At 59.7% G+C, this 23999-nt stretch carries 27 protein-coding genes; 12 read left to right on the top strand and 15 right to left on the bottom strand.

Annotation, left to right across the window (positions count from 1 at the left end; genetic code table 11):
* The first annotated feature begins 62 nt into the window (after positions 1-62).
* The gene (locus IMCC20628_RS22500) at positions 63-866 is read left to right on the top strand and encodes a 1-acyl-sn-glycerol-3-phosphate acyltransferase (protein WP_047032068.1); all 804 of its coding nucleotides are present in this window, start codon (positions 63-65) and stop codon (positions 864-866) included.
* Here IMCC20628_RS22500 and IMCC20628_RS22495 read toward each other — a convergent pair.
* Positions 846-1400 carry a gamma-glutamylcyclotransferase gene (locus tag IMCC20628_RS22495; protein ID WP_047032888.1) on the bottom strand — a complete coding sequence of 185 codons (555 nt, stop codon included), beginning with the start codon at positions 1398-1400 and terminating at the stop codon, positions 846-848. The genes IMCC20628_RS22500 and IMCC20628_RS22495 overlap by 21 nt on opposite strands.
* Positions 1401-1555: 155 nt before the next feature.
* On the opposite strand from IMCC20628_RS22495, the gene IMCC20628_RS22490 reads away from it, so the two are divergent.
* Positions 1556-2551 carry a DUF2125 domain-containing protein gene (locus IMCC20628_RS22490; protein WP_047032067.1) on the top strand — a complete coding sequence of 332 codons (996 nt, stop codon included), beginning with the start codon at positions 1556-1558 and terminating at the stop codon, positions 2549-2551.
* A 3-nt stretch (positions 2552-2554) separates the two neighbouring features.
* Here IMCC20628_RS22490 and IMCC20628_RS22485 read toward each other — a convergent pair whose 3' ends face one another.
* The 3 genes from IMCC20628_RS22485 to IMCC20628_RS22475 all read right to left on the bottom strand — a co-directional run bounded on the left by IMCC20628_RS22485 (position 2555) and on the right by IMCC20628_RS22475 (position 5438).
* Positions 2555-3499: a prephenate/arogenate dehydrogenase family protein gene (locus IMCC20628_RS22485; RefSeq protein ID WP_047032066.1), complete on the bottom strand. Its 945-nt coding sequence runs from the start codon at positions 3497-3499 to the stop codon at positions 2555-2557.
* Positions 3500-3503: 4 nt separating this feature from the next.
* Entirely contained in the window at positions 3504-4601 is a 1098-nt protein-coding gene (locus IMCC20628_RS22480) for a histidinol-phosphate transaminase (protein ID WP_047032065.1), read from the bottom strand.
* An 81-nt stretch (positions 4602-4682) separates the two neighbouring features.
* Entirely contained in the window at positions 4683-5438 is a 756-nt protein-coding gene (locus tag IMCC20628_RS22475; RefSeq protein WP_047032064.1) for a class I SAM-dependent methyltransferase, read from the bottom strand.
* A 221-nt stretch (positions 5439-5659) separates the two neighbouring features.
* Here IMCC20628_RS22475 and gloB point away from each other — a divergent pair, with 221 nt between their 5' ends.
* Together gloB and IMCC20628_RS22465 are read left to right on the top strand one after the other, a co-directional pair.
* Positions 5660-6430, top strand: a complete 771-nt coding sequence (gloB, locus tag IMCC20628_RS22470) for a hydroxyacylglutathione hydrolase (protein ID WP_047032063.1) — start codon at positions 5660-5662, stop codon at positions 6428-6430.
* A 2-nt stretch (positions 6431-6432) separates the two neighbouring features.
* The gene (locus IMCC20628_RS22465; protein WP_082128278.1) at positions 6433-6903 is read left to right on the top strand and encodes a cupin domain-containing protein; all 471 of its coding nucleotides are present in this window, start codon (positions 6433-6435) and stop codon (positions 6901-6903) included.
* Here IMCC20628_RS22465 and IMCC20628_RS22460 read toward each other — a convergent pair.
* The 3 genes from IMCC20628_RS22460 to IMCC20628_RS22450 form a co-directional block, all read right to left on the bottom strand.
* On the bottom strand, positions 6881-7528 hold the full coding sequence (locus IMCC20628_RS22460) for a lysoplasmalogenase (protein WP_047032062.1): 648 nt from the start codon (positions 7526-7528) through the stop codon (positions 6881-6883). The two genes, IMCC20628_RS22465 and IMCC20628_RS22460, sit on opposite strands and share 23 nt — an antisense overlap.
* The gene (locus IMCC20628_RS22455; RefSeq protein WP_047032886.1) at positions 7525-8400 is read right to left on the bottom strand and encodes an EamA family transporter; all 876 of its coding nucleotides are present in this window, start codon (positions 8398-8400) and stop codon (positions 7525-7527) included. Before IMCC20628_RS22455 ends, IMCC20628_RS22460 begins: the two co-directional genes overlap by 4 nt.
* Before the next feature lie 71 nt (positions 8401-8471).
* Positions 8472-9257: a DUF3108 domain-containing protein gene (locus IMCC20628_RS22450; RefSeq protein ID WP_047032061.1), complete on the bottom strand. Its 786-nt coding sequence runs from the start codon at positions 9255-9257 to the stop codon at positions 8472-8474.
* 334 nt (positions 9258-9591) lie between these two features.
* On the opposite strand from IMCC20628_RS22450, the gene rpmB reads away from it, so the two are divergent.
* Complete coding sequence (rpmB, locus tag IMCC20628_RS22445) at positions 9592-9888, top strand: 50S ribosomal protein L28 (RefSeq protein WP_047032060.1); 297 nt, start codon at positions 9592-9594, stop codon at positions 9886-9888.
* 88 nt (positions 9889-9976) lie between these two features.
* Positions 9977-10603 carry a queuosine precursor transporter gene (locus IMCC20628_RS22440; protein ID WP_047032059.1) on the top strand — a complete coding sequence of 209 codons (627 nt, stop codon included), beginning with the start codon at positions 9977-9979 and terminating at the stop codon, positions 10601-10603.
* A gap of 15 nt (positions 10604-10618) precedes the next feature.
* On the opposite strand, the gene IMCC20628_RS22435 is transcribed toward IMCC20628_RS22440, so the two are convergent.
* The 4 genes from IMCC20628_RS22435 to IMCC20628_RS22420 all read right to left on the bottom strand — a co-directional run bounded on the left by IMCC20628_RS22435 (position 10619) and on the right by IMCC20628_RS22420 (position 15246).
* Positions 10619-11644 (bottom strand): esterase-like activity of phytase family protein, encoded by a 1026-nt coding sequence (locus tag IMCC20628_RS22435; protein WP_343123247.1) that lies wholly within the window; start codon positions 11642-11644, stop codon positions 10619-10621.
* On the bottom strand, positions 11641-13542 hold the full coding sequence (gene cobT, locus IMCC20628_RS22430) for a cobaltochelatase subunit CobT (RefSeq protein ID WP_047032057.1): 1902 nt from the start codon (positions 13540-13542) through the stop codon (positions 11641-11643). Before cobT ends, IMCC20628_RS22435 begins: the two co-directional genes overlap by 4 nt.
* 11 nt (positions 13543-13553) lie before the next feature.
* Positions 13554-14549 (bottom strand): cobaltochelatase subunit CobS, encoded by a 996-nt coding sequence (cobS, locus tag IMCC20628_RS22425; RefSeq protein ID WP_047032056.1) that lies wholly within the window; start codon positions 14547-14549, stop codon positions 13554-13556.
* Positions 14550-14619: 70 nt separating this feature from the next.
* The gene (locus IMCC20628_RS22420) at positions 14620-15246 is read right to left on the bottom strand and encodes a J domain-containing protein (protein ID WP_156174703.1); all 627 of its coding nucleotides are present in this window, start codon (positions 15244-15246) and stop codon (positions 14620-14622) included.
* Between the two features lie 178 nt (positions 15247-15424).
* Between IMCC20628_RS22420 and IMCC20628_RS22415 the strand changes: the two genes are divergently transcribed.
* On the top strand, positions 15425-15727 hold the full coding sequence (locus IMCC20628_RS22415; RefSeq protein ID WP_047032054.1) for a BolA family protein: 303 nt from the start codon (positions 15425-15427) through the stop codon (positions 15725-15727).
* Positions 15728-15763: 36 nt separating this feature from the next.
* Here the strand turns inward: IMCC20628_RS22415 and IMCC20628_RS22410 are convergent, their stop codons facing one another.
* The 3 genes from IMCC20628_RS22410 to IMCC20628_RS22400 are packed head-to-tail and all read right to left on the bottom strand — an operon-like array spanning position 15764 to position 18776.
* Entirely contained in the window at positions 15764-17056 is a 1293-nt protein-coding gene (locus IMCC20628_RS22410; RefSeq protein ID WP_047032885.1) for an HlyC/CorC family transporter, read from the bottom strand.
* The gene (gene aroB / locus IMCC20628_RS22405) at positions 17056-18180 is read right to left on the bottom strand and encodes a 3-dehydroquinate synthase (RefSeq protein WP_047032053.1); all 1125 of its coding nucleotides are present in this window, start codon (positions 18178-18180) and stop codon (positions 17056-17058) included. The genes IMCC20628_RS22410 and aroB overlap by 1 nt, the downstream gene beginning before the upstream one ends.
* Positions 18180-18776, bottom strand: coding sequence for a shikimate kinase (locus IMCC20628_RS22400; protein ID WP_047032052.1), 597 nt, complete (start codon positions 18774-18776; stop codon positions 18180-18182). The genes aroB and IMCC20628_RS22400 overlap by 1 nt, the downstream gene beginning before the upstream one ends.
* Before the next feature lie 148 nt (positions 18777-18924).
* Here IMCC20628_RS22400 and IMCC20628_RS22395 point away from each other — a divergent pair, with 148 nt between their 5' ends.
* From IMCC20628_RS22395 to IMCC20628_RS22375, 5 genes are all read left to right on the top strand, one after another.
* Positions 18925-19068, top strand: a complete 144-nt coding sequence (locus tag IMCC20628_RS22395) for a hypothetical protein (RefSeq protein ID WP_047032051.1) — start codon at positions 18925-18927, stop codon at positions 19066-19068.
* A gap of 17 nt (positions 19069-19085) precedes the next feature.
* On the top strand, positions 19086-20027 hold the full coding sequence (gene xerD, locus IMCC20628_RS22390) for a site-specific tyrosine recombinase XerD (protein ID WP_047032050.1): 942 nt from the start codon (positions 19086-19088) through the stop codon (positions 20025-20027).
* Positions 20028-20129: 102 nt separating this feature from the next.
* A complete protein-coding gene (locus tag IMCC20628_RS22385; RefSeq protein WP_047032049.1) occupies positions 20130-21086 on the top strand; it encodes an acetyl-CoA carboxylase carboxyltransferase subunit alpha in 957 nt (318 codons plus the stop codon).
* A gap of 293 nt (positions 21087-21379) precedes the next feature.
* Entirely contained in the window at positions 21380-22609 is a 1230-nt protein-coding gene (locus tag IMCC20628_RS22380) for a murein L,D-transpeptidase family protein (protein ID WP_245307839.1), read from the top strand.
* Entirely contained in the window at positions 22606-22833 is a 228-nt protein-coding gene (locus tag IMCC20628_RS22375) for a sulfurtransferase TusA family protein (protein WP_047032048.1), read from the top strand. The genes IMCC20628_RS22380 and IMCC20628_RS22375 overlap by 4 nt, the downstream gene beginning before the upstream one ends.
* 23 nt (positions 22834-22856) lie before the next feature.
* On the opposite strand, the gene IMCC20628_RS22370 is transcribed toward IMCC20628_RS22375, so the two are convergent.
* Positions 22857-23990 (bottom strand): GTP-binding protein, encoded by a 1134-nt coding sequence (locus IMCC20628_RS22370; RefSeq protein ID WP_047032047.1) that lies wholly within the window; start codon positions 23988-23990, stop codon positions 22857-22859.
* Positions 23991-23999 lie beyond the last annotated feature (9 nt).

Raw genomic sequence — 23999 nt, 5'->3', positions numbered from 1 at the left:
AACCGGGGTCCAGGGTTCCGGCGCAAGCACTGACGGAGCCGACCATAAATCCGGATGCCGCCATGATTGTTCTCAGGTCCATACTCTTCAACATCGCGTTCTACATAAATCTGATCGGACGCATGATCGTGTTCTCGCCCTATTATTTCCTGGCGGATCGCAAGACAGCTTGGAACGTACCGAAAAACTGGGCCCTGGCCAACCACTGGCTACAGGATAAAATCGTCGGCACCACCTTTGAAATCGAGGGTCTCGAGAACATCCCGGAAGGTGGCTATATCTTCGCGCCCAAGCACCAGTCGTTCTGGGATGCCTATGCGCTGCTGCCATGGCTTGATGACCCGGTCTACATTGTCAAACGCGAGCTCGGCTGGATTCCGCTTTTCGGCCAGTACATCTTCAGAATGAGGATGGTCCCGGTCAATCGCGGCGCCAAGGGCAAGGTCATGGCCGAAGTGCTCGAACGCACCAAACGCGAGATCGAAAGCGGCCGCCAGTTGATCATCTATCCGGAAGGCACCCGCCGCCCGGCCGGCGCACCGCCGAACTACAAATATGGCATTGCCCGGCTTTACCGCGATCTCAAGGTTCCGGTGGTGCCTGTCGTCATGCATCCAGGTCTGTTCTGGCCGCGGCGCAAATTCCTGCGTTTTCCCGGACATTTCAAGGTTCAGATCCTGCCGCCGATCGAACCCGGAATGGGTCCGGACGCGTTCATGAAAAAACTGATGGACGTGATGGAAACCGCCAGCGACAAACTGCTTGTCGAAACGATCAAGGCCAATCCGCAGGTTCCCTTGCGTGAAGACGCCCGCCGCAGGTTCGCCGAACTCGAAGCTATGGCTTCAGACGCGGCCGCGCACTGACTGGTCCGGCCGCTCAGCAATCCTGATCTGGTCGGCGATTCCCTCCAGATGAGGGTCGTGAATTCCGAGTGTCTTGAGATGGTCGGCCGTATTGACCACATAATCCTCGTTCGGGCCGGATTGTCCTACCGCGCCCGACACCCGCAACACGGCATCGTCAACCGATAGAGCACCGGCATATTGGTCGTGGCAGCGGTCGACCACATAGGTCACGGCGCGAACGTCATGTCCGGTCTCAAGCCGAATTTTGCGATTCGTCTCGACATAGACCTGTGTCACCAGTTCACGCTCACGCAGATAGGCCAGCACTGCATTGCGGTTTTCCGGCCGTATCCGGAAGGCAACCCCGTGGCAGGATCCGCCGCGATCAAGTCCAAGCACCAACCCCGGACGCTCCGGCGTGCCACGGTGCACAAAGGAACGCACGCACAGCGCCCGGTGATGACCGAACAGTCTCGCCTGTCGGGTTTCCTCATGGTCAAAGCCCGGACGCCACATCAGCGATCCGTAGCCAAACACCCAAAAATCGTCCATATCCGAACCCATGTTATCCAGCGCGGTGACTGCACGCCGCTAAGCAAAATTCAGTTTCAGACCACGCGCCCGGTTGACCAAAGTTGATTCGGCTTTCGCACCAGCGTCTTGGCCGTCATTCCGGCTGTTCATGCAGGGCGCACAAGGAGAACGCAATGCCATCCACTTCGTCTGGCTCATCATCATCGCGAAAATTCGGCTGGCTCGCTACAGCGATTGTCGGCGGAATCCTGCTCTGGACGGTTGGCTGGTTCCTCTTCGCCGCCAGGATCATTGATCATCTGCCGACGGCGTTGGCGGAAATGACCGGCGCAAATGCCACCGCCGACTGCGTCACTGCCGACATCCGTGGATATCCCTTCCGCTTTGGCGTGTTCTGCGACGCCATGTCCTATGCCAATCCCGCCGATGGCGTCACCGCCACGACCGGTGCATTTCGCTCGGCGGCGCAATTCTACAAGCCCGGCCATATCGTCGCCGAAATCGACGGTCCATTGTCATTCTCGGCGCCGGGAGTTGACGCCCACGTCGACTGGCAGGTGCTGCAGGCAAGCGTCCATGCAGCCATCCACGGACTGAACCGCGGATCCCTCGATGGCCGCAACATCAGTTTCGATATTGACGGGATCGTGCTGGCGCAGAAATTCTCGTTGCAGGCTGACCGGATCACCGCCCATGCCCGCCGCAGCGGAACTGACCTTGATATCGCGGCCTATGGCGAGTTGCTTCAAACGAGTCTCGTTGCCGGACAGATTGCGGACAAAGTCACGCTCGAAGCGACCCTTGCCGGCCAGTCCGGCCTGCTCGACAGGCCTTACACCGGCCCCATAGGTACTGTTGAAACACAGATCCATCGTCTGTCGATCGAACTTGATAAATCCTCATCCCTGGAAATTTCCGGTCCGGTCCAGATCGGAAGTGATGGCCGGTTATCCGGCGCCCTGCAACTGACAGTGCGCAACCAGCAACGCTTCACCGAGCTTGCAGCGGGTTTCGACCCGGCGCTCGCAAATTCGCTCGGCCAGTTCGCACCGTTGCTCTCCGCGCTGGATACAATCCCCGGCGATGACGGCATAACCTTGCCACTGACACTTGACGACAACATGGTCTCGCTGGGCATGTTTCCGCTCGGCAGATTACCTGATTTCTGATGGTTATTCAGCAGCGCCCGGCACGTCTGACTTGGGCGCGTTGCGGCCGAAGTTCGGCGCTTCGGTATCCTGACCGGCTTCAACGATGGACCGGCGAATGCCGCGGGTGCGGGTGAACAACTCCAGCAACTGGTCACCATCGCCCCAGCGGACAGCGCGCTGCAACGAGGACAGGTCCTCGGAAAACCGTGCCAGCATTTCCAGAATGGCATCCTTGTTGTGCAGACAGACATCGCGCCACATCACCGGATCCGACGCAGCAAGCCGGGTAAAATCGCGAAAGCCCGACGCAGAATATTTGATCACTTCGGATTCTGTCACGGTTTCCAGATCATCTGCGGTGCCAACAATGTTGTATGCGATGATGTGCGGCAAGTGGGACACGATCGCCAGCACCAGATCATGGTGCTCGGGGTCCATCTGATCGACCTTGGATCCGCACGCTTCCCAAAAACCGGTGAGTCGCGCGATTGCCTGCTGATCAGTGCCTTCCGTTGGCGTCAGGATGCACCAACGGCCATCAAACAATTCGGCAAAACCGGCCTCGGGACCGCTCTGCTCAGTACCCGCAATCGGGTGACCGGCGATAAAATGAACATTGTCAGGCATATGCGGCTGCATCTGCCTGACCACCGACGCCTTGGTCGATCCGACATCGGTCACGATAGCGCCAGGCTTGAGATGTGGACCGATTTCCCGCGCCACCGACTCCGACGCGCCAACCGGTACCGAGACGATCACAAGATCAGCATTGGCGACAGCTTCCGCGCTCGAGAGGAAATAAGAGTCTCCGAGATCAAGCGCCCGCGCAGTTTCCAGCGTTTCCGCACTTCTTGTCGCGATAGTGACATGTTCGGCCAGACCTTTGGCGCGCACCACGCGCGCTATGGACGAACCGATGAGGCCAATGCCGATCAGGGTGATGTTTTCAAACAAAGCTTTACTCATGATGTCAGGCCATGAACTCCTTCAGCGCGTCTATCACGCCGAGATTGGCTTCTTCACTGCCGATTGTCATCCGAAGCGCATCCGGCAGGCCGTACCCTGACACCCGGCGCAGCACATAGCCGCGTGAGGAAAGAAATTCATCGGCCTCTGCAGCCGTCTTGCCCGCGGTTTTTGGAAAATGCATCAACACGAAATTGCCCACCGACGGCGTGACTGTCAGGCCCAGGCCCACCAACGCCTCGCTGACACGGTCCAGCCAAGCTTCATTGTGCTCAACGGCACGTTCGACATGGGCCCGGTCGCCGATCGCCGCGGCGCCGGCAATGATCGCAAGCGCATTGACGTTGAACGGTCCGCGCACCCGGTTGCAGGCATCAACAATCGCTTCATGCGCATACATCCAGCCAATCCGAAGCCCGGCAAGCCCGTGGATTTTCGAGAACGTCCGGGTCATCACCACATTGGTATTGGCCGAAACCAGCTCGATACCCGCCTCATAGTCATTGCGGCGGACATATTCCGCATAGGCTGCGTCCAGAACCAGGATGACATGGCTTGGCAGTCCTGCGTGCAACCGCCGAACCTCATCGACCGGAATATAAGTGCCGGTCGGATTGTTGGGATTGGCAAGAAAGACGATCTTGGTCTTCCCGGTGACCGCGGCGAGGATCGCATCAACATCGGCAGTCATGCCATCGTCGGCAACCGATACAGGCGTGGCGCCTGCTGCCATGATCTGGATCTTGTAGACCAGAAATCCATGCTCGGTGAACACGCCCTCATCACCCGGAGCGAGATAGGTCTGGCACAACAGTCCGAGCAGTTCGTCCGAGCCGTTGCCACACAGGATACTGCCGGGATTAAGCCCATAGGCCCGGGCAATCGCGTCGCGGAGCACGTGCGCCGACCCATCAGGATAGGTCGCCAGATCGACATTGCGCGCGGCGAACGCTTCCGTGACCATGGGGCTCGGCCCCAGCGGCGATTCATTGGAGGACAACTTGTGGACCTTGGTCACGCCATGCGCGGTTTCACGCCCCGGCACATAGGCCGCGATTTCCATGACGCCCGGTTTCGGGGCGGGACGTTCTGAGCTGCTCATGATGAAGCTTCCTTGCAAACGAAAAACCAAGCGTGGTCAGGCGGAAATAACCGCTCACAACGGTCTTGTCGAGAGTTGTGATCAGTTGGGTGATTTGGCCCGGCGGTGAGCCGCGCGGGAGGTTTGCGCTGACAGCACCGGTACAAACACCCGCCGCGACGCCCGCGCCGCCACCGGCAGTCCTTGGTAAAGGCGTTTCTGCGCCTCGACAATGATGACGCCTGCAAACACCGGCCACATTCTGCGGCCAAGCCGTTCAAAAATGCCACGCAGCCGAAGGATCATCGCACGTTCGGAGGGCGGGAACAGCAAACCCTCGGCAAAGGCGCCGGGTGTGAAATTGCTTTCGCGCAAGATCGTTATCAATTGTCCGCGAGAATAGGGCCGGCCTGCGCCAAATGGTGTGTGCTCGAACCGTGCCCATACACCGCGGCGGTTTGGCGTGACGATCACCAGCCGGCCGCCGGGCGCAAGTACCCGCCAGAGTTCCTTCAGCGTCTCCCGCGGGTTCTCGGCAAATTCCAGCGAATGCACCATCAGGATGCGGTCCAGCGAGGCGTCGGGCAAAGGCAGCTCTTCGTCAAACACCAGAGCCGTGGCCGATGGCCCGCCAACCGGCCAGTTCACCGCGCCCTGGCCCGCAGGCATGAAGGCGAAGGTCCGTTCGGCATCGGGACTAAACCTGTCGAGATAGGGCACCGCATAACCAAGCCCCATTAATCTTTCGCCGGGCAGCGTGTCCCATATCGAAGACAGCGCCATGGCCACGGACTGTTCGGCGAGCATGCCGAGCCGGGAATGATAGAACTGTCTCAAATCGACGATATCGGCATGCATGACAAAGGACCTGACTGCTTCAACGTATTTCGCAGACAAGCTTACACCTGCAACAATGACCAAACAGCAGCAAAAACCATATTTCTGTCCGATTGGTGAAAAGCTTGAGCGGTGGCGCTAGCAGAATGCGGTTTTGGCATGGTGGTTGGTAACGAGGTGACGGAGCGAACGCCTCAAGCTATGCTCGGCCAACTGATTCAAAGCCTCCGGGAGAGAACCTGATGACAAGTCTCATGATCGAACAATTCACCTGCAGGCAGGACAATTTCGGTGTCATTCTGCACGACCCGCTGACCGGTGAAACCGCCAGCATCGACGCGCCTGACGGAACCGTCATCACCAATGAACTCAGACAGCGCAACTGGCGCCTCACTGACCTGCTGATCACCCACCATCACCCCGATCATGTCGAAGGCATTGCCGCCCTGGCCGAGGCCTATTCGCCCAAGGTCATCGGCCCGGCAGCCGAGGCCGGCAAGATCTCGGGCCTGACCCAGACGGTCGGCGATGGCGATACGTTCAAGTTTGCCGGTCGGGTGGTGAAGGTCATCACCACACCGGGTCATACGGCAGGGCACATCTGTTTTTACATCGCAGACGAAGGTCTGTTGTTTGCCGGGGACACGCTGTTCGCGCTCGGTTGCGGTCGGTTGTTCGAGGGCTCACCGGAAGACATGTTCGGCTCGCTTGCCCGTCTTGGCGCGTTTCCCGATGAGACACGGGTCTATTGCGGTCATGAATACACCCAGTCGAATGCCCGCTTCGCTGTCACTGTCGATCCGGAAAACGATGAACTCGGCAAACGCATGGAAGACATCAACGACTTACGCGCCAAGGGACTGCCGACCTTGCCGACCACAATCGGGTTTGAAAAGCGCACGAACCCCTTCATGCGCTGCGGCGATCCGTCAATCCGCCAGCATATCGGCATGGAGGCCGCCAGCGATGTCGAGGTCTTTGCCGAACTGCGCCACCGCAAGGATCATTTCTGATCATGAACACGCAGATGTCCGCCCGCGAAATCATCGCCCTTCTCGACATGCGGGAACATCCTGAAGGCGGCTGGTACCGGGAAACCTTCCGCGACACCGATGGCGGCGAGCGTGGCCATTCGACAGCGATCTATTACCTGCTGGAAGGCGGCGACTGCTCGCATTGGCATCGCGTCACCGACGCTGTCGAGATCTGGCATTGGCATGGCGGCGGGCCGTTGGCACTGACCCTGTCAGCCGATGGCTGCAATGCCGAATCCCATCGTTTGGGCATGAACCTCGCCTCCGGCGAGCGACCGCAGATCGTCGTGCCGGCAAACTGCTGGCAAACCGCCGCCTCGCTCGGGGCGTGGACGCTGGTCGGTTGCACGGTTGCGCCGGGATTTGAATTTTCCAGTTTCGAAATGGCCCCACCCGACTGGCGCCCGTCACCATTTAAAGGTGCGCCGGTCAGGCCAGAAGGCCAAGGGTGATCAAGGCCTGACCGGCGTAATACAATATCCACACAGCCGGGCTGGTCAGGCGCCGCAAACGGCTGGCCTCGGGCATGAGAAATTTCTCCGATCCCAGAATGGCGTCGGACGCCATGAACAGCACCACCCCGGCCAGCACCAGACCACCCAGCGTGACCCCGCCAAGCCCCATGACGGCGATCGCCAGCACATAGGCCGCCACCGGCAGCGCCAGCGGCCCGGCCTTGCGCACCATCACAAACCCCATAACCAACGCGAAAACAGCCACCGCAAGCAATCCGGCAAGCGGCGCGGCTGCAAGCCCGGGACCTGACGAGAGAAACAGCACCGCATAGGCAATGTGGGCGGCGAGGAAACTGCCAAGCCCGCCGAGAAACGCCACATCGCCGTCATGGGCCAGAAACGCATCGCCAAGCGCCGACAGGATCAGTGCCAGCGCCAGCAGCTTCGGCCCGCCCATCGCCAGCGTCAGGCCCGCCAGCGCTGCAACAGCCAAGGTTTTGGCTACAGTCCGCATCAGCGACGTCGGGCGATGCAGCATGGCCAGGTAAACAGCAAAACCGAGTGCGGATGTGACGATCAGGCCAATCTCGAGTGGTTCAAGAGCTTGAAAAAATTCGATCATGGTTTTGCTTTCCCCCGTAAAAAATCCTTGGCCGCAAGAAACGCGCCGCCGGTGATCAACAGGCAGGCAACCAGGATGCTGACACTCGCCTGGCCATGGCCAAACAGGATCAGGATCAGCGTCGACAGCAAGGGTGCTGCGTAGCTCGCCACACCCAACACCTGAATGTCGCCTTTCTTGACCCCGTAGTCCCATGCATAGAAGGCAAGCCCGACCGGTCCGAGGCCAAGGCCGAGCACCGCAACCCACTGACCAGAAGTGTCAGGCCAGATGGTTGTTTCCAGAAGCAGGTGACACAGGGCCGAAAGCACTGCCGAGATCATGCAGAAGCCGACGATGACATCCGTCGAGATCGCGCCGAAGCGCCGAGAAATCAGCGAATAGGCCGACCATGTCAGCGCGCACAAGGCAGCCGCCCCGTAGCCGAGCAGACTGCCGCCGCCAAATTCGCCTTGTGCCCCGCGCATCAGGATCAGCGCGGTTCCCGCCAGTCCCATCAACGCGCCGACCACGTGATGCCAGCCCAGCCGCTCGCCCGGCAGCAGGGCCGAACCGACGACAATCAGCAAAGGCCACATATAGGCAATCAACCCGGCTTCCACGGCAGGCGCGTTTCTCAATGCGGTGAAATACAGGAAATGGTAGCCAAACAGGCCAAACAACCCGAGCGCCCAGACCTTGACGGGCTGCCGGAATGCCTTGAACCGGGCCGGTTTGCGGATCATGGCCGCCAGGCCGATTAACGATCCGATCAGAAAACAGATTGCGGAGAGCTGAAACGGCGGCATTGTGCCCGAGGCAGCGGTCAGGACCGCCAGCGCCGACCACATCACCACGGCTGAAAAGCCGATGAGCGTTGGGATGTTTCGCAATGTCCGGCCCCCTGCCTGCCGCTTCACAATCGCCCGGCAGGCCGTGTCAAAATTTCTTCAATGAAAGCGCTTTAGCCGCCAAACCGGGTTGCCGCAACGATGACCTGACCGATCTTTGTCGGAACCTTGGCGTAGACCGGCGCATAAAAACCGCCAAGCTCATGCTTGGCAAACCAGACTTCCATGGTCTTGAGCTCGCGCAGATACCGAATTCCGGAAGATCCTGTCCGGTATCCGGATTTGGGCTCGAACCGTATCCCGCAGACCATCGCATCACCGGCAAACCCCTTGGTCCGGTAAGGTCTCACACCTTTCGGCGTCAGATGCAGCGTCACGCGGGATTGCCCGTCAAAGATAGGCAGACTTCGCGGACAGACCTTCGAGCCGGCAGGAAGAACCATGCCGGAGAGTGGATCGAGTACCGCACGCAAGTCCGCAGCTGACAAGGGCACCCAATCTGATGTCGGTTTCTTGCTCTTCGGAATATTGGTCGTGGACTTCACATTGCCGTTGCTGAATTCAATCTCGGTCCGGTGCGCATGTTTGCCGCTTGAGTAGGCAACCATGAAGCTCGATGCCAGCAATCTTTCCTTTGACAGCTTACCCGACACGCTGGCTTCACCACGAGATTTTGAAATGATGTCGGAAAGCGCGGACGTCCGCATGACTCCGCTGATTTTGTAGGACCCTCCATCGATTTCCGTAACAAAGCTCGCATAGGCCACCGGGAACCCGATGAGCGTGACGGAGTAATCGGCATGGACCTTGATCGGCTCCGCGGCGACATGAGTCTGCCAACCCGAAACCAACAGTACCGCCCCGAAAAAGGCTGAAAACGCGGAACAGACGTTACCCATGCGAAACTCTCCAATACCGTTCACGTGATACCATCGCTCACCCCGTTTCGATCCGGACTCAGAGACCTGCCTCGCCAGCTCAGTCTCTCGCCCACATCGGGGCGCAACCTGAGTCTAGCTTGTCGGAGATTGCGACATTTCCATGCCTGGGGCGACAAAAATCAGTTATGATGGCTCTTGGACCACACATTACCCCGTTTCACCGGCTTCCCGGCTTGACGCGGCCCGCTGGTCTGATTATAGACACGCGACTTCCGATAAAGGCCTGCGGTCCTTTGGGTGAGCCTCTAATCCGGCTCGGCCCGTCCGCTGGCGAAGAGATAATAGGTGCAAAATGTCACGCAGCTGTGAATTGACCGGCCGGGCTGTACAGTCCGGAAACAATGTCAGCCACGCCAACAACCGGACCCGTCGCCGGTTTCTGCCGAACCTGTGCAATGTCACGCTGATTTCCGATGCTCTCGGCCAGCGTTACCGCTTGCGCATTACTGCATACGCTCTGCGCACGGTTGAACATCGTGGCGGCCTCGACGCATTCCTGGTCAAGGCCAAGGATGCTGAACTGTCGATGCGCGCACGTCTGCTCAAGCGTCAGATCGCCAAGAAGATCGAAGAAAAAGCTGCGGCCTAATCAAGGCTGAAAGCGTCTCGGATATGATGGCGGGCCTTGAGCCCGCCTTCGTCGTTTTCCACTGGTGGCATCAACCCAGGATAAAAAAATGCGTATGCTCTCTTCCATAATACCGTTCATGGCGATCATGGGCGCTGTCGTCGTCGCGTCAAACTTCCTGGTTCAGTTCCCGGTTGATTTCACGCTCGGCGGGCTCAATCTGGCCGACCTGCTGACCTGGGGCGCCTTCACCTATCCGATTGCCTTTCTGGTGACCGACCTGGCAAACCGCCGGTTTGGCCCACAGACAGCACGCATCGTGGTGTTTTCCGGCTTCATCATCGCCGTCGCCCTGTCGGTCTGGCTCGCCACGCCGCGTATTGCAGTGGCATCCGGCTCCGCATTCCTGATAGCCCAGCTTCTCGACGTGTCGATCTTCGACCGGTTGCGCAACCGGGTCTGGTGGTTGCCTCCGCTGGTCTCCACCGTCATCGGCTCCAGCCTCGACACAGTCATCTTTTTCAGCCTGGCTTTCTCGCAAGCTGCCGGCATCATCGGCCCCGGCGACGCCTTCGCCAGCGAAGCTGCGCCGCTGCTTGGCCTGTTCGCCGTGGAGGCGCCACGCTGGCTGTCTTGGGCTCTGGGTGATCTCGGGGTCAAGATGATCGTCGGACTGGCCATGCTCGCGCCCTATGGAGCACTCATGCCTGTTCTGGCCCCGCAGCGACGCGCCTGATTCAGATATATCGACTTACTTCGTCTCACCCATGTAGCGGAACTCCAGAACCAGGTTCCGCTGCAGGATCGAATGATTGTCGTCCGACACCAACGTGACGAAGATCTGGCCCTGGGCATTGGTTGTCACATCCAGCCCTTCCATATTATCAATCTGGTCGCCGAAATCGGCCTCCAGAATGACCGGGCCATCAACCAGATTGCCAACACCCAACCGGCTGCCGTCAATCCTGCGAATTCGCATACCGATGCCTTCGGCAATCGAAAAACGGCGCTCCAGCAGCAGCAGATCGCCATTGGGCAAAAAATCTCCATCGGTGATGTCATAGGGCGGATGACGCTTGACGAAGAACACACCCTTGGATGGCCCGCTCAGAATCGCCGCATAAATGTCACCGCTGGCGTTGAGACTTTTCTCGGACACGGCGATGACAGAGCCGGCCAGCGGCGAAGCTTCCGGCGCAACCGTGATCGCCTCCAGTCCGCGATTGCTGCGAAACTCTTGAAGCGGAATTTGCAGCGGCAGGGAACCCAGTGGTCCGGAACCAGCCGGAGCCTTGGCCGGATAGATATCCACCCGGCTTAACCGTTCGAAACTCACCAGCGCTTCATCGCCACGCAGGGCGAGCCCCTCGGCGTCAAACTTCCATTTGTCATCGGACCCGGCACCGTCTGCGCCAAGGATCGGCGAGACCGAAAAATCCGTGACTCCGATCAACACGCCGTTTGCGTCACGCTCGAATCGTCCGGCATACCAAAAGCCGGTATCCATGACGCCGAGAAAACGGCTCCTGTCGTCAGCCAGCCGGATCGCGGACATCGCCCCCAGCGACTGGCTCGATGAACTCAATTCGATGCCGCCAACATATTCGAAGTCGCCAAATCGTGTCAGATCGGACCCGACCCTGAAATTGGGGATCAACCGTGATCTGATCTGCAGCGTTTCATCATCGGCGTGAATCGGCAGCACTGTGGATGCTATCAACAGGGCAACAGTGCCCGCGATCACCCCGAACCGGGCCATGCTCCAGGCGAGGGTCACGTCCGTTTGCGCCCGCCGCGGGATTTGGGATCGCCGCCTTCATCCGCAAACAAACTCGCCAGTTGTTCGGTCATCGCGCCGGCCAGTTCCTCGGCATCGACAATCGTCACGGCACGGCGGTAGTAGCGCGTGACATCGTGGCCAATGCCGATGGCCAGCAGTTCAACCGGCGAGCGGGTCTCGATCTCTTCGATCACCGCGCGCAGATGACGCTCCAGATAATTGCCCGGATTGACCGAAAGGGTTGAATCATCAACCGGCGCGCCATCGGAAATCATCATCAGGATCTTGCGCTGTTCCGGCCGTCGCGTCAGCCGCGTATGCGCCCACATCAGCGCTTCGCCGTCGATGTTTTCCTTGAGCAGGCCTTCGCGCATCATCAGGCCGAGATTGCGCCGCGCCCTGCGCCAGGGCGCATCAGCGGATTTGTAGATGATATGGCGCAGATCATTGAGTCGGCCCGGCGTTGCCGGCTTGCCGCCGGTCAGCCATTTTTCGCGGCTCTGACCGCCCTTCCAGGCCTTGGTGGTAAAGCCCAGCAATTCCACCTTGACGCCACAGCGCTCGAGTGTCCGCGCCAGAATGTCGGCGCAAGTCGCTGCCACAGTGATCGGCCGGCCACGCATCGAGCCTGAGTTGTCGATCAGCAACGTCACCACGGTGTCGCGGAAACTGGTGTCGCGCTCCATCTTGAACGACAGCGGCTGCATCGGATCAATTATCATCCGGGTCAGCCGTGCGCTGTCGAGATAACCTTCCTCGAGATCGAAATCCCAGGCCCGGTTCTGCTGCGCCATCAGCCGGCGCTGCAGCCGGTTGGCCAGCCGTCCGACCACGCCCTGCAAATGCGCCAGCTGTTTGTCGAGAAAGGCGCGCAGCCGCTCGAGCTCAGCTTCATCGCACAGTTCCTCGGCGGCTATTTCCTCGTCGAACTCGGTGGTGAACACCCTGTAGTCGATTTTTGCATTCAGATCGTCGAAAGGGTCGCTCGACTTGCGGGTTTCGCCAGGTGTGTCGGCGTCATCGTCGCTGTCATCGATGGTGTCATCGTCGCCAGCTTCGGCGCCGTCCATCTCGCCGGTATCCATCTGCTCGTCAGAGGTTTCGCTTTCATCCGCAGGTGCTGCGTCTGAGCCGGCATCCTCCTGAGAGGACTGGTCGTTCTCTTCCTCGCTGCGCGGCTGATCCTCGTCCGAAACCTCGTCCTGATCATCCTGCTCGCTGTCGTCATCGCCGTAATCCTCGGCCATCTCCATGGCCGACAACATTTCCCGGACCACGCGGGCGAAGGATTGCTGATCCTCTACCGTGCCCTCAAGCGAGTCCAGCACGTTGCCGGCCTTGCCCTCGATGAAGTCGCGCCAGAGCTCGACCACCTGACCAGAGGATGCTGGCGGGGCGCGGCCGGTGAGCTTCTCGCGCACCATCAACGCAACGGCTTCCTCAAGCGGCGCATCCTCGCGGCTCAGAATCCCCTGATAGTTGGCCCGCTGGTATTTGTCTTCGAGCATCGAGGCGAGATTGTCGCCAACGCCGGTCATACGCCGTGCACCAATTGCCTCCACCCGAGCCTGCTCGACGGCATCATAGACGGCACGGGCATCCGGACCTTCCGGCGCCATGCGGTTATGAACCGCATCATCGTGACAGGCTTTGCGCAGCGCCATCGAATCACCAAGACCGCGAGTGACCGCAAAATCAGTGCTGGTCGGGCGTTTGGGCAGGTCCGGAAGCCGAACCCGGTCGCCGGACATCCCCGGCTTGTCATTGCCGAACACCACTTCCAGCTCATGGTCGCCGGCAATCGCCCGCACACATCCCGTCAGCGCCCGGCGGAACGGCTCAGCGTCTACGGTGCCATTTGGCTTTGGTCGAGTGTTGTCGCCGCGTCCGGCCATGGCAGGATCCGTCAGGCGGTTGCGCTGAGAACGATATTGGCGGCACTTTCCTTCAACTCGACGCCAAACGCCCGTTGATAGTGTTCAGCCACCAGCGATCGTTCCAGTTCATCGCACTTGTTGAGGAAGGTCAGGCGAAAGGCCATCGCCACATCGCCAAAGATCACGGCGTTTTCAGCCCACATGATCACCGTGCGCGGGCTCATCACCGTCGAAAGATCACCATTGATGAAGGAAGACCGGGTCATGTCTGCCACCCGTACCATGCGCGAAATTGTTTCGCGGCCATCGCCCTTGGCGAAATCCTTGACCTTGGAGGCGACAATATCGACCTCATGATCATGCGGCAGGTAATTCAGCGTGGTCACGATCGACCAGCGGTCCATCTGCGCCTGGTTGATCTGCTGGGTGCCGTGATAAAGCCCGGTGGTATCGCCAAGGCCAACCGTGTTGGCGGTGGCGAACAGGCGGAACGCCGGATGCGGCCTGATGACGCGGCTCTGGTCAAGCAGCGTCAGGCGGCCCGAAGATTCAAGCACCCGCTGGATCACGAACATCACGTCCGGACGGCCGGCATCATATTCATCAAACACCAGCGCAACATTATGCTGGTACGCCCAGGGCAGAATGCCATCCTTGAATTCGGTGATCTGCATCCCGTCGCGGACAACGATCGCGTCCTTGCCGACGAGATCGATTCGGCTGACATGGCTGTCGAGATTGACGCGCACGCAGGGCCAGTTGAGCCGCGCCGCAACCTGCTCGATATGGGTCGATTTGCCGGTTCCGTGATAACCGGAGACCATCACGCGGCGGTTGTGGGCAAAGCCTGCGAGGATGGCGAGCGTGGTGTCGCGGTCAAACAGATAGTCGGGATCGAGGTCCGGCACATAGGAGTCGCGCTCCTTGTAGGCCGGGACAGAGATGTCCGAATCAATGCCAAACACCTCACGCACATTGACGGTGGTATCTGGGAGGTTGGTTATGTCGAGGTCGATCTTGCTCATCATGTCTCCAAGGCCTGGCTATAAAGCTCGCGGGCCGTCTCTCCTGTCCGATCCTGCTTAGACTGTTCGCTTAGCAGAAACCAGACTGCTTTAACAATTGGTAGGCCTGGATGACGGCACGGAATCTGTCCTCTGAGCCGCGGTCGCCGCCATTGGCATCCGGGTGGTGTTGTTTGACCAGATCCTTGTAGCGCGCCTTGATCTCCGTCGATGTCGCATTCGCGGCCAGACTGAGCGTATCGAACGCCTTTGCCTCCAGCGTTTTGACCTTGCGTGCACGCACCGGCCGGTGCGGCCGGGTTTCGTTGATGAAACCGTGCGGGTCGCGCATCCGTGCTTGAGAACTGGCTGATCCCGATTTGGCGGTCGACTGGGTCGGGCCGCTTTCGGCCGACCGGTCTACGCCCATTTTCCAGGTTGGCCGGTTTCCGGTCAGCGCCTCTTTCTGATAACGGGCGATCTCGCCATCGGACAGGCCGGAGAAATAATTGTAGCCCTTGTTGTACTCCCGCGCGTGGTCGACGCAGAACATGAAGTACTGCCCCTCCGCATCGCGGCCCACGGGGGCGCGATGCGCGCCGGGTTTGGCGCAGCCATCCCACTGACACTCAGGCACGGTGGGCTCAGCCTTTTTCGCGCCCTTGCGGCGGACGCGAATGCTGTCAAAATATTTGGAATCCAGTTTCATATCGACGATAATGATGCTCCGCACTTAACGAACAAGGATTGACAAGAAAGATTCAAGCTGAGTACTCCGTCTCGGCTTCGAATGCCACCACGCATATCGTGACAGCCGGTTTTTGTGACCGGATTATGGTCTGTCGAGTCTCCCTTTGTGGATGCCTGACAGACACAGAACCCCCAGGAGCGCCTTCATGTCCCGCCAGAACCGCATTGAAACAGCCCTGACGACACGTTTTCAACCCGAACGGCTCGTGGTGATCAATGAAAGTCACCTGCATGCCGGCCATCACAATTCCGATAGCGACGCGCACGGGTCCTTTGATGGCACCGGCGAAACCCATTTCCGGATCCGCATTGTCGCACCGGCCTTTTCCGGCCTGTCCCGCATCCAGCGCCATCGCGCCGTCAACGAATTGCTCAAGGATGAACTTGACAGCGGATTGCACGCCATGGCGGTCGAAGCCTCCGCGCCGGGCGAACCAACCCGCTGGTAGTCCTGCCGGCTTAACCATTCAGCACAGCTGAAGCAGCTACACCTTGTCCGCCGGCCTTATCCTGAGCCGGGTGATTCTGTTGCGTTCCCGTTTCATCACGACAAAGCGTTTGCCATGAAAAGTGAAGGCCTGCTTTTCCTCGGGGATTGTCTGTGATTCGTGAATCACCAGACCAGCCACTGTGGTCGCCTCGTCATCGGGCAGAGACCAGTCCAGCGCCCGGTTGAGGTCGCGAATTGGCACTGATCCGTCGACAACGATCGAGCCGTCGGCCTCCTGCCAGACTCCCTGAACCTCGGCGTCGTGCTCATCGGCGATATCACCGACAATCTCCTCGAGAATGTCCTCAAGCGTCACCAGCCCCTCCACTTCACCATACTCGTCCACCACGATGGCAATGTGGGCCTTGCGGCGCAAAAACGCGTTAAGCTGATCCGGCACGCTGGTGGTGTCAGGCACGAACCAGGGCTTCTGGGCGATCTTGACGACGTCCATGCGCTGCGGTTCGTTGGCGACGTCGGCCAGCACGCGCAACACGTCCTTGGCATGAATGATGCCGATGATGTTGTCTGTCGTCCCTCGCCAGATCGGCATTCTTGTATAATGGCTTTCAAGAACCGCCCGGACATTGACCTCTGGCGTGTCGTCGGCATTGAGCATCCGCATAGAAGTGCGGTGGATCATCACGTCGGAAACTTCCAGTTCACCCAGGTCCAGCAACCCGCCAAGCCGGTCGCGGTCCGCCTTGATCACCGATCCCTCGCGGTGAAGCAGGTCCACCGCGCCGCGGATTTCCTCATGCGCCGAGAGCATCGAGGTTTCGGAAGCAAAGGTGATTCCGAACAGCGACATGATGTGGCGTACGATCCAGTTGATGAAGCTCGACATCGGGCCGACGACAACAACGAAAGCCTTGACCACCGGCGCCACGACCATAGCGAACCTGTCCGGCGTCGAGATCGCCCAGCTCTTGGGCAGCACTTCGGCAAAGATCACCAGCAGCAGGGTCATGGTCAATGTCGCCACGGCGACACCGGAATCGCCAAAAATAGACAAAAGCACGCTCGTCGCCAGGGCCGAAGCCAGGATGTTGACCAGATTGTTGCCGATCAGCAGCGCTCCGATCAGCCGATCCTTGCGCTGGATCAATGTATTGACCGTGGCAGCACGCTCATCGCCGCTGGTCTCGAGCGAATGCATCCGCGCCCGCGATGCCGCGGTCAGCGCGGTCTCGGAACCCGAGAAGAAACCCGACAGCCCGATCAGCACCAGGATCGCCAGGATGGTGAGGCCGTGTTCGGTCACTGTTGCGACGATAGTTTCCAGCATCATGATGCCCGCTTGTCCTCAAGAAATCGGAACACTTCATTCACCGGCACATTGTCGGCAATAAAGGATTGGCCGATTCCACGCGTCAGTATGAAGGTCAGATCACCGCGCCTGACTTTCTTGTCCTGCGCAATGGCCTTCATCAGTATATCGGTTGCCGGCAGCCCACCTTCAATGTCTGACATCCGGGTCGGCAACCCCACTTCGTCCAAATGGCGCCGGACCCGCTCCGCATCATCAGGACTGGCGAGATTCATCCGGGCCGAGAATTCATACGCCAGCACCATGCCGATGGCCACGCCCTCGCCATGCACCAGACGCCGGCCATCATACTCGGTCGCTGCTTCCAGCGCATGACCGAATGTGTGGCCGAGATTGAGCAGCGCCCGCGCGCCGTGCTCTCGTTCATCGGCAGCCACCACTTCGGCTTTTGCCTGACACGCCGTGGCGATGGCTTGAATGCGCGCCGGCCCGCCGGAAAACACTTCACGCCAGTTTTTCTCAAGCCAGGCAAAAAACTCCGGACGGTCGATCAGCCCATATTTCGCCACCTCGGCATAGCCGGCGCGGAACTCGCGAATCGGCAGCGTGTCGAGAACATCGCTGTCGGCCAGCACCAGATCCGGTTGATGGAAAACCCCGATCAGGTTCTTTCCTTGCGAGGCGTTGATCCCGGTCTTGCCACCCACAGAGGAATCGACCTGGGCGAGCAGGCTGGTCGGGATCTGAATGAAGCCCATGCCACGCCGCACGATGCCCGCCGCAAAACCGGAGAGATCGCCAATCACTCCGCCGCCCAGGGCCACCACCGCGTCGCCGCGTTCGAGACGCGCACCCAGCACATGATCACAGACGCGAATCAGCTCTTCGAAGCGCTTGGTTTTCTCACCAGGCTCCAGAACCAGCGGCACCGCCTCTACCCCGCCAGCGGCCAAACTCGCAAGCAGCGCATCAAGATGCGTGGCAGCGACGTTGCGATCCGTAATCACCGCGCAGCGTACGCCTGGGTTGCGCGCCGCGATTTCTGCTCCGGCCTGGGCTATCAAGCCGGGACCGATGACAATGTCGTAGCTGCGCTCGCCAAGATCGACACGCACGGTTTCACGGGGTTGAGTTTGGATCATCAGTTTGGCACCGTTTCCTGACCACCATCCAGGCTGGCAATTGCAGCAACTGTTTCGGTGGCGATTGTTTCCTTGTCAACGTCTCGTGACTGGACTGTCACGTCGGCCAACTCATACACCGGATAGCGTTGATCAAGCAGATCCGAGAGCGTCTGTCTGGGATTGGCGGTTTTCAGCAGCGGGCGGCTGCCACGTTTGTTGACCCGCATCCACAGCACGTCGAGATCCGCCTTCAGCCAGACCGACAGGCCATTGGCAAGCACGTTGGCACGGATCGATTCATTCATGAACGCTCCTCCGCCGGTCGACAGAACCCGCGGCCCGGTCTTGAGTAAACGCCTGATCACCCGCGCTTCCAGCGCCCTGAATTCCGGCTCGCCATAAATTTCAAAGAGTTCGGGGATTGTCATCCGTGACACCCGCTCGATTTCGTGGTCCGAATCGACGAACGGGATCTCGAGCATCTGTGCAACCAGCCGGCCAATGGCCGATTTGCCAGCCCCCATAAGGCCGACAAACACCAGATTGCGGTGGCCGAGCACACGCTGCGCTCTCGTGATATCCAGTTCCTGCGCGCTTGCCTGCGGTCCCGTCAATTGTCTCCCCCGCCCTCAGGCCAATGGTCCGGGCCTTCTATTGGCCATGTCCGGCGGCGCGTCAAGCATACACGGCTGTCGGTATCCACCTTGAAACAATGTTCGCCCTGCCGCATAACAGCACCTTCACCAGTTCACCGGAGTGCTCATGCCATCCCTGTTTCGGTTCCTGTTCCTGTGCGCAGTGCTCGTTGGCATCGTATACGGCGCCATGTTCGCATTGGTGCTGTATGTAGAACCGGTCGATCGCGAAGTAACCGTGCGCGTTCCGACTGACAAACTCAACAATTGACAGGAGCCTTTGAGCTCATGCGTGATCTGAGCGCCGCCAATGCCGAGGCCTTCCTCGAAATGATGAGCGCGGAGCGCGGCGCCGCCGACAACACGCTGGACGCCTATCGCCGGGATCTCGATGACGCGTCCTCGGTTCTCAAGGCGCTGGGGACATCGCTGGCACAAGCTCAGGCCAATGACATCCGCGGCCTGCTCGGGGATCTCAATGCGCGCGGTTTTTCACCCGCCTCTCAGGCCCGACGGCTTTCTGCATTGCGACAATTCTACAAGTTCCTCCATGCCGAAGGTCTGCGCGACGACGATCCGACCGGCGTGATTGATTCGCCGCGCAAAAGCCGCTCACTGCCCAAGGTGCTCAGCATCGACGACGTCTCGCGGCTGCTTGCCCAGGCTGAAACCGACATTGCAATGGCGCAGGACAAGGCCGAGACACTGCAGCGCATCCGGTTTCGCGCGCTTCTGGAATTGCTCTACGCCACCGGAATGCGCGTCAGCGAACTAGTCGGTCTGCCCTACCGTGTGCTGGCTGACGAGGGTCGCTTCCTGATTGTCCGCGGCAAGGGCGCTAAGGAACGGATGGTTCCGATGTCCCGCCCGGCCCGCGCAGCACTCGAAATCTGGTTACAGGAAATCGGCGAGACGGCCGAAGAGGCGGGCTATCTGTTTCCGGCGAATTCAGCCGAAGGCCATCTCTCGCGCCAGGTGTTCGCCCGTGAGTTGAAAGAGGTCGCCGGTCGGGCCGGCATTCCGGTCGCAAAAGTATCTCCGCATGTGCTGCGCCACGCCTTTGCCAGCCATTTGCTGGCCGGCGGCGCCGACCTTCGCGCGGTTCAGGAGTTGCTCGGACACGCCGACATTTCGACCACCCAAATCTACACCCATGTGCTTGATGAGCGCCTGCGACAACTTGTCAATCAGCATCACCCTCTTGCAAAAGCCACAAAAAGTCGCGATTAAGCCGGGCCGAAACCAACCAAACCAATGCGTGATACACTCACAGACCGCACTTGGCTGAATTCGGCAACACAATGTGCGGAAGCTGGCGTGGAAACAAAATCAATGCATCATTACCTTGATTTCGAAAAACCGATCTCCGACCTGGAGGGCAAAATCCTTGAATTGAGGAAGCTTGCCACCGAGGACGAGAGCATCGACACCGGCGATGAGATCGCCCGGCTCGAAACCAGGGCCCGCGATGCCATGGCTGAAATCTATGGCCGCCTGAACCCGTGGCAGAAAACCCAGGTCGCCAGACATCCCGACCGGCCGCATTTCAACGATTACGCCAAGACCCTGTTCGACGAATTCACACCGCTTGCCGGTGACCGGAAATTCGCCGAGGACGCCGCCATTCAGGCCGGATTCGCCCGCTTTCGTGGCGAACCGGTCGTCGTCATCGGTCAGGAAAAGGGCCACGACACCAAGACCCGCATCAAACATAATTTTGGCTCGGCCCGGCCGGAAGGCTACCGCAAGGCCATCCGGATCATGGAACTGGCCGACCGGTTCGAAATCCCGGTCATCACCCTGGTCGACACCGCCGGCGCCTATCCTGGCGTGGGAGCTGAAGAGCGTGGCCAGGCCGAAGCCATCGCACGGTCGACGGAAACCTGCCTCAATCTGCGCGCTCCGCTTGTTTCGGTGATCATCGGCGAAGGCGGTTCCGGCGGGGCCATCGCGATTGCCACAGGCAACCGGGTCTACATGCTTGAGCATTCGATCTATTCGGTGATCTCGCCAGAAGGCGCCGCCTCGATTTTGTGGCGTGATCCGACACGGGCGCGCGATGCCGCCACGTCGATGAAAATCACCGCTGAAGATCTCAGTGGATTGGGCATCATCGATGGCATCATTCCCGAACCGGTGGGCGGTGCACACCGCGACCACGCCAGCGCCATTGCCCGGGCCGGAGACACCATCGCTGCCGCCCTTGAAGAGATGTCAGGCCTCTCCGGTGACGAGTTGCGGGCAGACCGGCGCAAGAAATTCCTCAAGATCGGACGCCAAATCGGTTAGCCGCTGCCGTACTCGGGCCACATTTCCGACGCCAATAGGGAAAATCCGCGGCGCAAACACAGGTGTTTTTCGTCCGGATTTGTGTGACTCTCAGGCACGGTGCATGTTCGCCGCTCGAAAGAACAAATGCACCAGAAGCCGCCAAAGCAGATTCCTGCGGCCAAACAGGCAGGATAGTTAAGGCTTCATGAACCGTGTTTGGAGTAATATTGCGTTGAAATGCCCGGCCCGATGCCACCTTGAAAGTGCCAGAGACCCCCGGTAACGTGCAATTGCGAAGTCTAAGAGACCCCATGACACCGATGCGAACGCTCCGATTCCTTCCTATCCTGCTTTTGGGCCTGACCGGTTGTCAGGACGCGCTGGATTCCGTCTCCAACAAGGTCGAACATCCGCTGCCTGCCAAGCTTGTCAACAAGATGAAGGCGCACGACATGAGCACGCGGTCGCCGATCATGATGCGGATTTTCAAGGAAGAGGGCATTCTCGAGGTCTGGAAGCAGAAGGGCAATGGGCGCTTCGATATCATCGCCTCATACGAAATCTGCAAATGGTCCGGCAAACTCGGTCCCAAATTCAGGGAAGGCGACCGGCAGGCGCCTGAAGGTTACTACCGGATCTATCCGGCGCAGATGAACCCGAATTCGAGCTATTATCTGTCCTTCAACATGGGCTACCCCAACAGCTATGACCGCTCGTTCAATCGCACCGGCTCCAATCTGATGGTGCATGGCGCCTGCTCGTCCGCCGGCTGCTATTCGATGACCGACGAGCAGGTCCTGGAGATTTACGGCTTCGCCCGGGACGCCTTCAAGGGCGGACAGCAATATTTCACGGTCGAGGCGTTGCCGTTCCGGATGACGGCTGAAAACATGGCGCGACACCGCGACAGCGAGCATTTTGAATTCTGGAAAATGCTGAAAACGGGCTACGACCATTTCGAACTGACAAAACAGCCGCCCAAGGTGGAAGTGTGCGATCGTCAGTACGTCTTCAACCAGGTGCCGGAAATCGAGAACGCGGCATTCATGGCAAATGCGGCTTGCCCGCCAGCCCGTGTGCCGGCCACGCTCGCGTCCGCCTACAACGCCTATGAGAAGAACTGGAACCAGTCCTTTGCCAAGGCGGTCGCAAAATTTGACAGTCTTGAAGCCAAGCAGATCGCCGCCACCGAGGCCAAGGCGGAGGCCGAGGCCCGACGCGCCGAGCGCGAAGCCGAAAAACAGTCCAGGATCGCCGCCAATGGCGGTCAATCCCCTGCTCCGGTTCTCAGCCTGTTTGCGACAGGCAATCCGCTCAAGGCTCTGACCGCAGGTCCTGGCCCGGTCGCCGCCCTGACTGCGCCAGCCCCGGAGGCCGCAGCCCAGACGGCGGCCGTAGAAGCTGCGCCAGAAGCAACTCTCGGCGGTATTCCGGTCCCGGTGCCAAATCCGTCAGCCTCTGGAGAAGTGGCCAACGCGGCAACACCCAGCCAGGCGGAGCAGCCCAACAAGCCGTTCTGGAAAATCTGGAGCAAGAATTGAGCGACGGAGATACGCTCGATCTGCGCGGTCTGAAATGCCCGTTGCCGGTGTTGCGTCTGCGCAAGCACCTGCGCGACCTGGCCAGCGGCGCAAAAATTCGCATCGAGACCACGGATCCGCTGGCAGTGATCGATATTCCCCATTTCTGCCAGGAAGCCGGCCATCCGCTGATCAGCAACGAAGCGGTCGACGGCGGCCACGCCTTTGTCATCGAAAAAGCCTGATTCGCTCAGCCGCAAAAATCTATCTATCGCTGTGAAGGCATCCCCGGAATAACCAGCGGGTTCTCCGTCAGCGCTTCCCGGTCCGGGCGGCCGATTCCCGGTTCATTGATGAAGGCGCCAAACAGCTCGGCGATAAAACCTTCCGGCATGTCCTTGGCTATGATCACCAGTCTGGTCTCCTGAGCTGCGCCTTTGGGCCAGGCCGGCAAGCGCACCGGCTCCGACATCAGGCTTTGCACCGCATGCAGCACAAGCGGACGCGTGGGGTCGTCTGACAGCCGGACAATGCCCTTCATCCGCAACAGGCTGGGTCCGTGCGCCGAGCGCAACAGGTCGAGAAACATCGCCAATGATTGCGGCGAGATGGGTTTTTCAAACACCAGCGAATCCGAGCGGATATGCGCATCATGCCGGTTCACATTGTGATGATGATGCCCGTGATGGTGATGGCCATGATCTTCGCTCGCCGAACTCATCCACCGCGCCACATCGATGCTATGGGCTACCGGATCATAGGCGCCGGTATCGAACAGGCTTTTTGCAGTCACCTCCGCATCGCCGGCATCGACGATCCGCGCCAGCGGATTGAGCGCTTCAAGCCGGGCCAGCAGCGCATCGCAGGAACCCGCGAGCTCGGCCTTGGACAACACAAGAGTATCAGCCACCGCCACCTGGCGCCGCGCCTCCTCATGCGCCTCCAGCGTGGCAAGGCCGTTGACCGCGTCGACCACGCTGACGACGCCTTCAAGCCGGTAGGACTGTCCGAGCGCCGGATGGCCGATCACCGACTGCATTACCGGCACAGGATCGGCCAGGCCGGTGGTTTCGATGACGACCCGGGAAAACGGTCTGATCCGCCCGGTCTGCATCCGGTCCATCAGATCGGCCAGCGTATCGACCAGTTCGCCGCGCACGGTGCAGCACAGGCATCCGTCCGACAATTCGATCACCCCGTCGCTGGAGCTCTCGACCAGAAGGTGATCAATTCCGACATCGCCGAATTCATTGATGATCAAGGCCGCGTCACTGAGCCAGGGGTCGCCGATGAGACGGTTGAGCAGGGTGGTTTTCCCGGCCCCGAGGAATCCGGTCAGAATCGACACGGGAATACCCTGTGGCGCCTTCCAGTCCCGCACGGGGTTTGGCTCTTCAGTCATCAGCGGGCT

This window comes from Hoeflea sp. IMCC20628, assembly GCF_001011155.1.
Lineage (GTDB): Bacteria > Pseudomonadota > Alphaproteobacteria > Rhizobiales > Rhizobiaceae > Hoeflea.
The sequence above is the reverse complement of the archived record's forward strand: the minus strand, read 5'-3'. Positions and strand labels throughout refer to the sequence as shown.

Excerpts from the sequence above, each read along its gene's own strand:
- IMCC20628_RS22385 (WP_047032049.1), top strand. The coding sequence starts at position 20,130 with ATGCATCATTACCTTGATTTCGAAAAACCGATCTCCGACCTGGAGGGC.
- xerD (WP_047032050.1), top strand. The coding sequence starts at position 19,086 with ATGCGTGATCTGAGCGCCGCCAATGCCGAGGCCTTCCTCGAAATGATG.
- IMCC20628_RS22465 (WP_082128278.1), top strand. The coding sequence starts at position 6,433 with ATGAACACGCAGATGTCCGCCCGCGAAATCATCGCCCTTCTCGACATG.
- IMCC20628_RS22450 (WP_047032061.1), bottom strand. The coding sequence starts at position 9,257 with ATGGGTAACGTCTGTTCCGCGTTTTCAGCCTTTTTCGGGGCGGTACTG.
- IMCC20628_RS22415 (WP_047032054.1), top strand. The coding sequence starts at position 15,425 with ATGTCCCGCCAGAACCGCATTGAAACAGCCCTGACGACACGTTTTCAA.
- IMCC20628_RS22440 (WP_047032059.1), top strand. The coding sequence starts at position 9,977 with ATGCGTATGCTCTCTTCCATAATACCGTTCATGGCGATCATGGGCGCT.
- IMCC20628_RS22460 (WP_047032062.1), bottom strand. The coding sequence starts at position 7,528 with ATGATCGAATTTTTTCAAGCTCTTGAACCACTCGAGATTGGCCTGATC.
- aroB (WP_047032053.1), bottom strand. The coding sequence starts at position 18,180 with ATGATCCAAACTCAACCCCGTGAAACCGTGCGTGTCGATCTTGGCGAG.
- rpmB (WP_047032060.1), top strand. The coding sequence starts at position 9,592 with ATGTCACGCAGCTGTGAATTGACCGGCCGGGCTGTACAGTCCGGAAAC.
- IMCC20628_RS22490 (WP_047032067.1), top strand. The coding sequence starts at position 1,556 with ATGCCATCCACTTCGTCTGGCTCATCATCATCGCGAAAATTCGGCTGG.
- IMCC20628_RS22475 (WP_047032064.1), bottom strand. The coding sequence starts at position 5,438 with ATGCATGCCGATATCGTCGATTTGAGACAGTTCTATCATTCCCGGCTC.
- IMCC20628_RS22480 (WP_047032065.1), bottom strand. The coding sequence starts at position 4,601 with ATGAGCAGCTCAGAACGTCCCGCCCCGAAACCGGGCGTCATGGAAATC.
- IMCC20628_RS22395 (WP_047032051.1), top strand. The coding sequence starts at position 18,925 with ATGCCATCCCTGTTTCGGTTCCTGTTCCTGTGCGCAGTGCTCGTTGGC.
- IMCC20628_RS22495 (WP_047032888.1), bottom strand. The coding sequence starts at position 1,400 with ATGGACGATTTTTGGGTGTTTGGCTACGGATCGCTGATGTGGCGTCCG.
- IMCC20628_RS22380 (WP_245307839.1), top strand. The coding sequence starts at position 21,380 with ATGACACCGATGCGAACGCTCCGATTCCTTCCTATCCTGCTTTTGGGC.
- cobT (WP_047032057.1), bottom strand. The coding sequence starts at position 13,542 with ATGGCCGGACGCGGCGACAACACTCGACCAAAGCCAAATGGCACCGTA.
- gloB (WP_047032063.1), top strand. The coding sequence starts at position 5,660 with ATGACAAGTCTCATGATCGAACAATTCACCTGCAGGCAGGACAATTTC.
- IMCC20628_RS22485 (WP_047032066.1), bottom strand. The coding sequence starts at position 3,499 with ATGAGTAAAGCTTTGTTTGAAAACATCACCCTGATCGGCATTGGCCTC.
- IMCC20628_RS22370 (WP_047032047.1), bottom strand. The coding sequence starts at position 23,990 with ATGACTGAAGAGCCAAACCCCGTGCGGGACTGGAAGGCGCCACAGGGT.
- IMCC20628_RS22500 (WP_047032068.1), top strand. The coding sequence starts at position 63 with ATGATTGTTCTCAGGTCCATACTCTTCAACATCGCGTTCTACATAAAT.
- IMCC20628_RS22410 (WP_047032885.1), bottom strand. The coding sequence starts at position 17,056 with ATGCTGGAAACTATCGTCGCAACAGTGACCGAACACGGCCTCACCATC.
- cobS (WP_047032056.1), bottom strand. The coding sequence starts at position 14,549 with ATGAGCAAGATCGACCTCGACATAACCAACCTCCCAGATACCACCGTC.